The organism is Verrucomicrobiota bacterium (assembly GCA_016871675.1).
GTDB lineage: Bacteria > Verrucomicrobiota > Verrucomicrobiia > Limisphaerales > VHCN01 > VHCN01.
In genome coordinates this window covers 65,148-73,825 of sequence record VHCN01000009.1, presented here as the reverse complement: position 1 = coordinate 73,825, position 8,678 = coordinate 65,148, and the positions used below count along the sequence as shown (strand labels likewise).

Sequence of the window (8,678 nt, the reverse complement as noted above, 5' to 3'; positions counted from 1 at the left end):
TGCGGAACGTGTCCTTCGACTTGTTCCAGTCGTCGAGCGAGTGGATGTCCGCGAGGCTCCGCTCCTCGAGCGCCCGCGTTTCCGCGCGGAAATGCTCCGCGAACATCCGGTCGCCCGCGGTGGCGTTGGTCGGCAGCCGCCCGTAAGGATTGCGATACGCGGCGGCTTGCGACGGGGTCGTGGGGGCGAATGCGCCCGTCGCGAGGGTGAGAACCAGCGCCGCGCGAATTGGAGCCTTCATGGTCGCGGCGAAAGTGGATTCCCCCGGAGAGAACGGCAAGCTTGTTCTCGGCGCCTTTTCACCGCTTCATCGCTCGACGATGCGGCAGTAGCGGCGGAGGAACTGCGGTGCGTTCGAGTCGCCGAGCTGCAACCGGCCGTTCACAAGCGACAGCGCGTTCCTCAATGCGACCCAATCCACGAGGTTCGATGAACTCTGCGCATCGAACCGCGCGAGGTCGCCCGTGCGGAGGATGGACGAGTGGAACGCCCGCACGAAGCCGCCGCGCCCGTTGGTGGACGCCTGCCGCAGGTCGGCCGTGGACTGGAGCGGGTAGTAGAATCCGCGGAGCGTGTCGCAGCGCAGTTCCCATTGCGCGGACGACAGCGGCCGCGAGGTGGCGCACGGCCGTGATCGGGCGCCACGCGTCGTGAAACCGCTTGAGCGACCCCGGCCGCTTCATTCGCCCGGGGACGAGCACACGCACATGCCGGTCAAAAGGCGTGTTATTCCCGATCGGACGGGCTTCGGAGGTGCAGGTATTCCGGTCAAGGTTGCACTCCTTCGCTTGATTCACGGGCCTTCGCGCGCATACTCCGGCGCGTTCCCATGAACCACATCCTCGCACTCGACCAGGGCACGACCAGTTCGCGCGCCATCCTCTTCGACCACGCCGGCAACGTCACCGCCGTCGCGCAGCAGGAGTTCCCGCAAATCTTCCCCAAGCCCGGCTGGGTCGAGCACAACCCCGACGACATCTGGTCCTCGCAGGCGGGGGTCGCCGCCGGGGTGCTCGCCAAGGCCGGCATCGCCGCGCGCGACGTCGCCGCCATCGGCATCACCAACCAGCGCGAGACCGCCGTCGTCTGGGACCGCGCCACGGGCCGGCCCATCCACAACGCCATCGTCTGGCAGGACCGCCGCACGGCCGCCGCGTGCGACACGCTCCGCGCCCGCGGCCTCGCCAAACTCATCCAGCGCAAGACCGGCCTCGTCGTGGACGCCTACTTCTCCGCGACGAAGCTCGCGTGGATTCTCAAACACGTCCCCGGCGCAAAGGCGCGGGCGAAGCGCGGCGAACTCGCCTTCGGCACCGTGGACTCGTGGCTCGTGTGGAACCTCACCGGCGGCAAGGTTCACGTCACCGACCCGAGCAACGCCTCGCGCACCATGCTCTTCAACATCCACACCGGCGACTGGGACGACGAACTGCTCGCGCTCTTCGGCGTGCCGCGCGCGGTGCTGCCGGAGGTGCGGGATTCGAGCGGGAAGTATGGCGATGCGACGGTCTTTTCCGACCCCGTGCCCATCGCGGGCATCGCGGGCGACCAGCAGGCCGCGCTCTTCGGCCAGGTCTGCTCGCGGCCCGGCATGGTCAAGAACACCTACGGCACCGGCTGCTTCATGCTGATGAACACCGGCACCAAGCCCATCGCCTCGCGCAACAAACTCCTCACCACCGTCGCGTGGCGCATCGGTGGCCGCACCGAGTATGCGCTCGAAGGCAGCATCTTCATCGCGGGCGCCGCGGTGCAATGGCTCCGCGACGGCCTCGGCATCATCAAGACTTCGCGCGACGTCGAGGCGCTCGCCGCCAGCGTGCCGGACACCGGCGGCGCTTCCTTCGTGCCCGCGCTCGCGGGACTCGGCGCGCCGCATTGGGACCCGTATGCGCGCGGCCTCATCGCCGGACTCACGCGCGGCACGACAGCCGCGCACCTCGCGCGCGCCACGCTCGAAGGCATCGCGTATCAAGTCGCCGACGTGCTCCACGCGATGGAAGCCGACGCAAAGATCAAATTGAAGGAGTTGCGGGTGGACGGCGGCGCGTGCGCGAACAACCTGCTCATGCAATTCCAGGCCGACCTGCTCGGCGTGCCCGTCGTGCGCCCCAGGGTCGCCGAGACCACGGCGCTCGGCGCGGCGTATCTCGCGGGGCTCGCCGTCGGCTTCTGGAAAGACCACAAGGAAATCGCGACGCAATGGCAGGCCGACAAGCGCTTCGCGCCCACAATGAAGAAGTCGCAGCGCCGCCGCCTCACCGCCGGCTGGCAGAAGGCCCTCAAGCGCGCGAAGGGATGGGAGCAGTAGGCGCTTCGTTCACCGCCACCACCAGGTGAGCAGCGGCGCCCACAGGAGGCTCGGCAGGTAGTTGGCCAGCTCCACGCGCTTCACCTCCAGCACGACGAGCGAGATGGTGAACACGATGAGCCCGCCCGTGGCGTTGACCGCGTCGAGCAGGTCCTGATGCCTGAGATACGGCTCCAGCGCCGTCGCCAGCAGCGTGATCGAGCCCTGATACGCGACGACGGGAATCACCGACAGGATCGGTCCCCAGCCCATCGCCGCCACGAAGCCCATCGTCGCCAGTCCGTCCATCACGGTCTTGATGAGCAGGATGCGCATCGTGTGCGGCGTGCTCAGCGCGTCCTCCATCGGCCCGAGGATGGCCATCGGCCCGAGGCAGAAGACGAGCGTGCACGTGACGAAGCCCTCGCTGAATTGTTTGTTCGCCGGGTCGGCCTTCGCGAAACGTTCGCGCGCGTATCGGCCGAGCGCGTTCATGCCGCGCTGGAGCCGCAGCAGCCTGCCCGTGGCGTTGCCGAGCACGAGGGCGAGCATCACGATGCCCATCTGCTTCGCGACCTGGCCAAAGGGCCCGTTGACCCCCTTCCACGTGAGGCTCAGTCCGGCGTAGATGATGAAGAGGGCGAGCAGCGCCCTGATGCGCAGTTGCCACGACTCGGGAATCTGCCGCGCGAAGGTGAGGCCGAGCACGCCGCCGAGGAGAATCCCGGCCGCGTTGATGGCGGTGCCCAGCCCGGTCATGCGCGAACTCAACCACGGGGGCCATCGAAGTTCAAAGCGGAAGTCCCCGCCGGTCCGTTCCGGCGCGCGAGTAGTGGCTCAATGGGGTGTGGCGTTGGCGCTGTGCGCCGCCAAGCCGGCTCACAGAGCCGGCTCTACACCTCAAAAAGAACCACCCCCTGCGCCCGAGCCGGCTTGCCACGTTCGCCGGGCCCGACATACTCGCGCCGCCCGTTCGAAACCACACCATGAGCCAGCTCAACTTCGCCATCATCGGCACCGGTGGCATCTCGCTGCAAAATCACCTGCCCGGACTCGCCCTGTGCAGGGACGTCCGCGTCACCGCGCTGTGCGATGCGAACCCCGCCGCGCTCGAGGCCGCGCGCCAGCAGACGGGCGCGGCCATCACGTCCACGAAGTGGGAGGACATCGTCGCGCGCGACGACGTGCACGCGGTCATCATCGCCACGCCGAACGTGTTCCATCCGCCCATCGCCCTCGCGGCGGCGCGGAGCGGCAAGCACGTCTTGAGCGAGAAGCCGCTCGCCTTGAACGCCGCCGACGCGCAGGCGATGGCCGACGAGGCCGACCGCGCGAACGTGCGCCACATGACCGCGTTCACCTATCGCTTCGTGCCCGCGATGCGCTACCTGCATCACCTCATCAAGCGCGGCGACGCCGGCCGCATCTATCACTACCGCTCGTGCCGGTTGCAGGATTGGGGCACGCGCAGCGTCGGCTGGCGCATGCAGAAGAAGATGGCCGGCACCGGCGAAATCGGCGACATGCTCAGCCACCGCATTGACTTCGCGCGGCATCTCGTCAGCGAGTTCAAACGGCTCGTGGCGGGCCTCGTGAACCACACACCCATCCGCGACGGCCAGCCCAACGACACCGACGACTGGGTCGGCCTGCTCGCGGAGTTCGCGTGCGGCGCGACCGGCGTGATGGAAAGCAGCAAGCTCGCGAGCGGCGTCAACGAAAGCTGGCGCAGTCCCGACCGCGTCGAGATCAACGGGAGCGAGGCAAGCTTCAGCTTCACGACGGGCTGCTGGAACGAACTGCAGTCCGGCAAGCGCGGCGGGCCCGGCATGAAGGCCCTGCCCATCCCGCGCGAGTTCCACGTGCTGCCCGGCTCGCCGCGCGACCCGTCCGTGGGCGACCCGCTCGTGTCGTTCCGCTACGACCAGGCCGTCGAGTTCGTGAACGCCATCCGCGAGCAGCGGCCCTGCTGCATCACCCTGCACGATGGCGCGCGCGCGCAGAGAGTGATCGACGCCGCCGTGAAGTCCGCCGAGTCGCGCGCGTGGGTGGATTTGTCCGCGGCGGATTGACCGGAAAACAACCACCACGTTCGCACCATGAACCGCGCCCCCTTCGCGCGCCGGGGCCTCGCAGTCCTGACTGCGGTTCTTGCGGTCGCCACATCAACCGCCTGCACGACGGTGCAGCGCGGTCCCTCAGGCGCGGGCGTGCTGCGCGCGGATGTCGCGCCCGCGTCAACTGCCGCGCCCCATGCCCCGGCCGCGCGGAAGTTTCAGAAGTGGAATCCCGCGTGGTGGCTGGCGAACGCCGATGACCCCGTGCCGCCCGACTGGTATCGGCCTGGCGCCGCCAACCGGCGCTTCCTCTGGCACCTGCGGAATCCGCTCCACAACTTCACCTTTTACGTCATCGGCATCGCGGACCGGGAGTGTCCGCGGACGGGCTTGCATCCGGATGACGTGATGGCGCCGCGCGGCGGATGGAACTTCTCGATGAGCTGGTGTTGCGGCTGGATTCCGCTGCCGTTCGCGTCCTACAACGGGAAGCACTGCCAGACCTATCTCGGCTGGCGGCCGCGTGGGAACTTCGGCGCGAAGTTCAACATCGGACCGCGCCCCGAGATTCCGCCGGCCGCTCCCGAACCTCCCAAGCCCCCGGGCTAAAACAGCAAGGATACGGCAACGCCCCGGGCCAAATGCGGTTGTTGCGCCGTCCATCCACGGTGTTACTGTCCGGCCGCACCATGAACGCACCGTGCCTCGCCGCTTGTGCCGGGTTGTTTCTCGCGAACGTCGCGCTGCAAGCCGCCGCGCCCGCCAAGCCGTCCCGATACGCCGATCTCATCCTCGCCGACAAGCCCGCGGCCTATTGGCGGCTCAATGACGACGTGAACGGCACGGTGAAGAACATCGCGCCCGGCGCGAACGCGTCCGCGCTCGACGGCCGGGTCGAGGGCAAGGTCGCGTTGCGCCAGTCCGCGCAGTCGAGCGAGCAATTCCCCGAGTTCGAGCCGGACAGCACCGCGGCGGGCTTCAGCGGCAAGGGCGAGTTCATCCGCGTGAAGGACCCCGGCGCGAACAGCCCGCTCGACTTCAAGAACGGCGACTCCATCACGCTCGAAGCGTGGGTGCTGCTGAACAGCATCAAGGACGGCCAGCAGGTTTATGTCATCGGCAAGGGCCGAACAGGCAACAAGGGCTTCGCCGCCGACAACCAGAACTGGGCGTTGCGACTCCGCGGGCAGGACGACGCGGCCGCGGTGAGTTTCCTCTTCCGCGACGCCGAGGCCGCAGGCGCGAAGCTGTCGAAGGAGGAATCCGAGAAGCACTGGCATCGCTGGACATCGAACGACGGCTTCATCCCCGGCTCGGGCTGGCATCACGTCGCGGTCACCTACTCGTTTGGCAAGAGCGCGAGCATCAAGGGCTACATCGACGGCGCCGAAGTCAAGGGCACATGGGACATGGGCGGCAAGTCCGACGCGCCGCCCGTCGTGGACGACGACGAAGTGTGGATCGGCTCCTCGATGGGCGGATCCGCGGGCAGCACATTCAACGGGCTCATCAACGAAGTCGCCGTGCATCGCCGCGCGCTTCCCGCGCCGGGCTTCACGGCGCGCTTCAACCACGTCCCGCCCCCGCCGAGGCTCGCCGACACCTCGAAGCTCCCGAAGGACCGTGTGCACGTCGAGCTCATCGAGGGCATCTCCGCCTCGCCAAACTGGAACTTCACCGCGGGCGCGCCGGCCGAGACGTGGACCGAGTCCGCGTTCGCATTCGCCGGCGTGCCGCAGAAGTATTCGCCGCGCGGCGTGCGCGTGGACCGGTCGAATCCGTTCCTGCTGCGCGCGACCGCCAAGGTCACGCTGCCCGCGGGCGAACACCGGCTGCTGCTGCGCTCCCTGCAAAGCGCACGGCTCTTCATGGACGGCAAGCTGCTCGGCACCACGAAGTTCATCGTGCCAAACGGCAGCGGACACGGGCAGGTCGCGGATGCGCCAGGCGACGATTACCCGGCCGGGCTGCGCTACGCCCGCACGGGGCATCACGAGCACTGGATCACGGCGCAGTCGAAGGGCGGCGAGCATCTCTTCGTGCTCGAGGGCATCATCGGCGGCAAGAGCCTCAAGCCCGAGGTCGGCGAACTGACGGTCAGCATCGCGCGCAAGGACGAACTCTTCCACCTCCTCGCCCCGAGGGAAAGAACCCCGCACACCGACGAGGCGTGGACCTCGTTTGCCGACTCGCAACATGCCCGCTTCGCCGCAACCGACGCGAAGCGCCGCCACGAGATCGCCGACGAAGAGAACAAGTATTGGGCACGGCGCCACGAACTCGCGCGAAAGACCATGGCCGCAAAGCCCGCGCCCGCCGTCCCGCGCGTCGCCGCGCCGACGCCCGTGTTCAACGACATCGACCGGTTCATCGGCGCGCGGCTTGAAGCTGCGAAAGTCGCGCCCGCGCCCCTCGTGGACGACCTCGCGTTCCTCCGCCGGCTTGCGCTCGACACCGTCGGCATTCCGCCCACGCCCGCGCAGATCGAGACGTTCTTGAAGGACACCGGCACGACGCAGCAGCGGCGCGCACGTGCGATCGACCACTTCCTCGCGCAGCCCGGCTGGGCCGACCACTGGGTCGGCTACTGGCAGGACGTGCTCGCCGAGAACCCCGCCATCCTCAAGCCCACGCTCAACAACACCGGCCCGTTCCGCTGGTGGATTCACGAGTCATTCAGCGACAACAAGCCGATGGACCGTTTCGCCACCGAGCTCATCGCGATGGAGGGCAGCGTTTACGGCGGCGGCCCCGCGGGCTTCGGACTCGCCACGCAAAACGACGTGCCGATGGCCGACCGCGCGCAGATCATCTCGTCGGCGTTCCTCGCGATGAACCTCGCGTGCGCCCGCTGCCACGACGCGCCGTATCACGAGTTCAAGCAGAAGGATTTGTTCAGCCTCGCCGCGATGCTGAAGCAAGGCCCGCAGGAAGTGCCCGCGAGCAGCTCGATCCCGGCGAACGCCAACATCAAGATCGGCCGCCGCGTGAACGTGACGCTCAAGCCCGGCGAGAAAGTGGACCCGGCTCTTCCCTTCGCCGACCTCGCGCACGGCACGGCCGCCGCGGCCCTTGCCCGCGACGTGAAGAATCCACGCGAGCAGCTCGCCGCATGGATCACCGCGCCGGAGAACGACCGCTTCGCGCAAGTCCTCGTGAACCGCGTGTGGAAGCGCTACCTCGGCAGCGGCCTCGTGGACCGCGTGGACGATTGGGAAGACGAGAAGCCCTCGCACCCGGAATTGCTCGCGTGGCTCGCGCACGAACTGGTCGCGCACGATTACGACCTCAAGCACATCGCCCGGCTCATCTTCAACTCCCACGCGTATCAGCGCGCCGCCGGCGCTCACACACCCGCGAGCGACGAGCCCAAGCACCGGCTGTTCGCCTCCCCCGCGCGACGCCGGCTTCTGGCCGAGCAGATCGTGGACTCGATGTTCGCCGTCACCGGCAAGCGGCTTGAATCCGAGCTGCTCACGCTCGACAACGACGGCCGCCGTCCCGCGAAGGACTTCCTCAGCCTCGGCGTGCCACGCCGCGCGTGGGAGTTCACCGGCCTCTCGAACGACCGCGACCGCCCCGCGCTGTCGCTTCCGAAAACGCAGGCCATCGTGGACGTGCTGGCGATGTTCGGCTGGCGCGAGACGCGGCAGAACCCGCTCTCCTCGCGCGACCACTCGGCGAACGTCCTGCAGCCCGCCGTGCTCGCCAACGGCGACATGGGCAACGGCCGCATCACCCGCCTCTCGGACGACTGCGACCTTGTGGACATGCTCGTGCAACACCAGCCGCTGCCGACGCTCGTCGAAACCGTGTTCCTCCGCGTGCTGTCGCGCCCGCCGACGGCCGGCGAACGCGAGACATTCGTGAACTACCTCGCCGCCGGCTTCCAGGAACGCGTCCAGCCCGCGCCGCCGCGCAAGCTGCGCAAGGACTACGACCCGACGCTGCTCCTGAGCTGGTCGAACCATCTCAACGCGAAATCCACCGAGGTCAAATACAAGGTCGAGGACAAGGCGCGGCTCGGCGACGAGCCCACGACGCGCCTCGCGAAAGACTGGCGCGAGCGCATGGAAGACGTGCTCTGGGCGATGGTGAACGCGCCGGAGTTTGTGTTTGTGCCCTGAAGGATGATGACAAACCTGCTGCGATCGAACAGGTGACTGCGATGCCCACGGGCACGCCGCGGCACGACCTCGCCCGCGAGATTGCGGCAGCGGACAACTGGGTGTTTGGCGACACGAGCCGGCCGGAGATCCACCGGCTCGCTCGCGAGCGGGCGCGGACGTTTGTCGGGCGGTTCCCGCCGCCCTTCAGTCACGCGAAGCGCG

The 8,678-nt window shown here is 68.2% G+C and carries 6 protein-coding genes; 3 read left to right on the top strand and 3 right to left on the bottom strand.

Annotated features, from left to right (window positions below):
• Together FJ386_03695 and FJ386_03690 are read right to left on the bottom strand one after the other, a co-directional pair.
• On the bottom strand, nt 1–241 hold a 241-nt coding region (locus FJ386_03695; GenBank protein MBM3875807.1), incomplete at its 3' end, for a hypothetical protein.
• 66 nt (nt 242–307) lie between these two features.
• Nucleotides 308–496 carry a hypothetical protein gene (locus FJ386_03690; protein MBM3875806.1) on the bottom strand — a complete coding sequence of 63 codons (189 nt, stop codon included), beginning with the start codon at nt 494–496 and terminating at the stop codon, nt 308–310.
• Between the two features lie 333 nt (nt 497–829).
• Between FJ386_03690 and glpK the strand changes: the two genes are divergently transcribed.
• A complete protein-coding gene (gene glpK / locus FJ386_03685; GenBank protein ID MBM3875805.1) occupies nt 830–2,311 on the top strand; it encodes a glycerol kinase GlpK in 1,482 nt (493 codons plus the stop codon).
• A 9-nt stretch (nt 2,312–2,320) separates the two neighbouring features.
• On the opposite strand, the gene FJ386_03680 is transcribed toward glpK, so the two are convergent.
• Complete coding sequence (locus FJ386_03680) at nt 2,321–3,049, bottom strand: DUF554 domain-containing protein (protein ID MBM3875804.1); 729 nt, start codon at nt 3,047–3,049, stop codon at nt 2,321–2,323.
• Nucleotides 3,050–3,276: 227 nt separating this feature from the next.
• Between FJ386_03680 and FJ386_03675 the strand changes: the two genes are divergently transcribed.
• Both FJ386_03675 and FJ386_03670 read left to right on the top strand, forming a co-directional pair.
• Nucleotides 3,277–4,362 carry a Gfo/Idh/MocA family oxidoreductase gene (locus FJ386_03675; protein MBM3875803.1) on the top strand — a complete coding sequence of 362 codons (1,086 nt, stop codon included), beginning with the start codon at nt 3,277–3,279 and terminating at the stop codon, nt 4,360–4,362.
• A 410-nt stretch (nt 4,363–4,772) separates the two neighbouring features.
• Nucleotides 4,773–8,474 (top strand): DUF1553 domain-containing protein, encoded by a 3,702-nt coding sequence (locus FJ386_03670; protein ID MBM3875802.1) that lies wholly within the window; start codon nt 4,773–4,775, stop codon nt 8,472–8,474.
• The last annotated feature ends 204 nt before the right edge of the window (nt 8,475–8,678 follow it).

Coding starts and splice junctions, on each gene's coding strand:
- glpK (MBM3875805.1), top strand. CDS start 830: ATGAACCACATCCTCGCACTCGACCAGGGCACGACCAGTTCGCGCGCC.
- FJ386_03670 (MBM3875802.1), top strand. CDS start 4,773: ATGGAACTTCTCGATGAGCTGGTGTTGCGGCTGGATTCCGCTGCCGTT.
- FJ386_03675 (MBM3875803.1), top strand. CDS start 3,277: ATGAGCCAGCTCAACTTCGCCATCATCGGCACCGGTGGCATCTCGCTG.
- FJ386_03680 (MBM3875804.1), bottom strand. CDS start 3,049: ATGACCGGGCTGGGCACCGCCATCAACGCGGCCGGGATTCTCCTCGGC.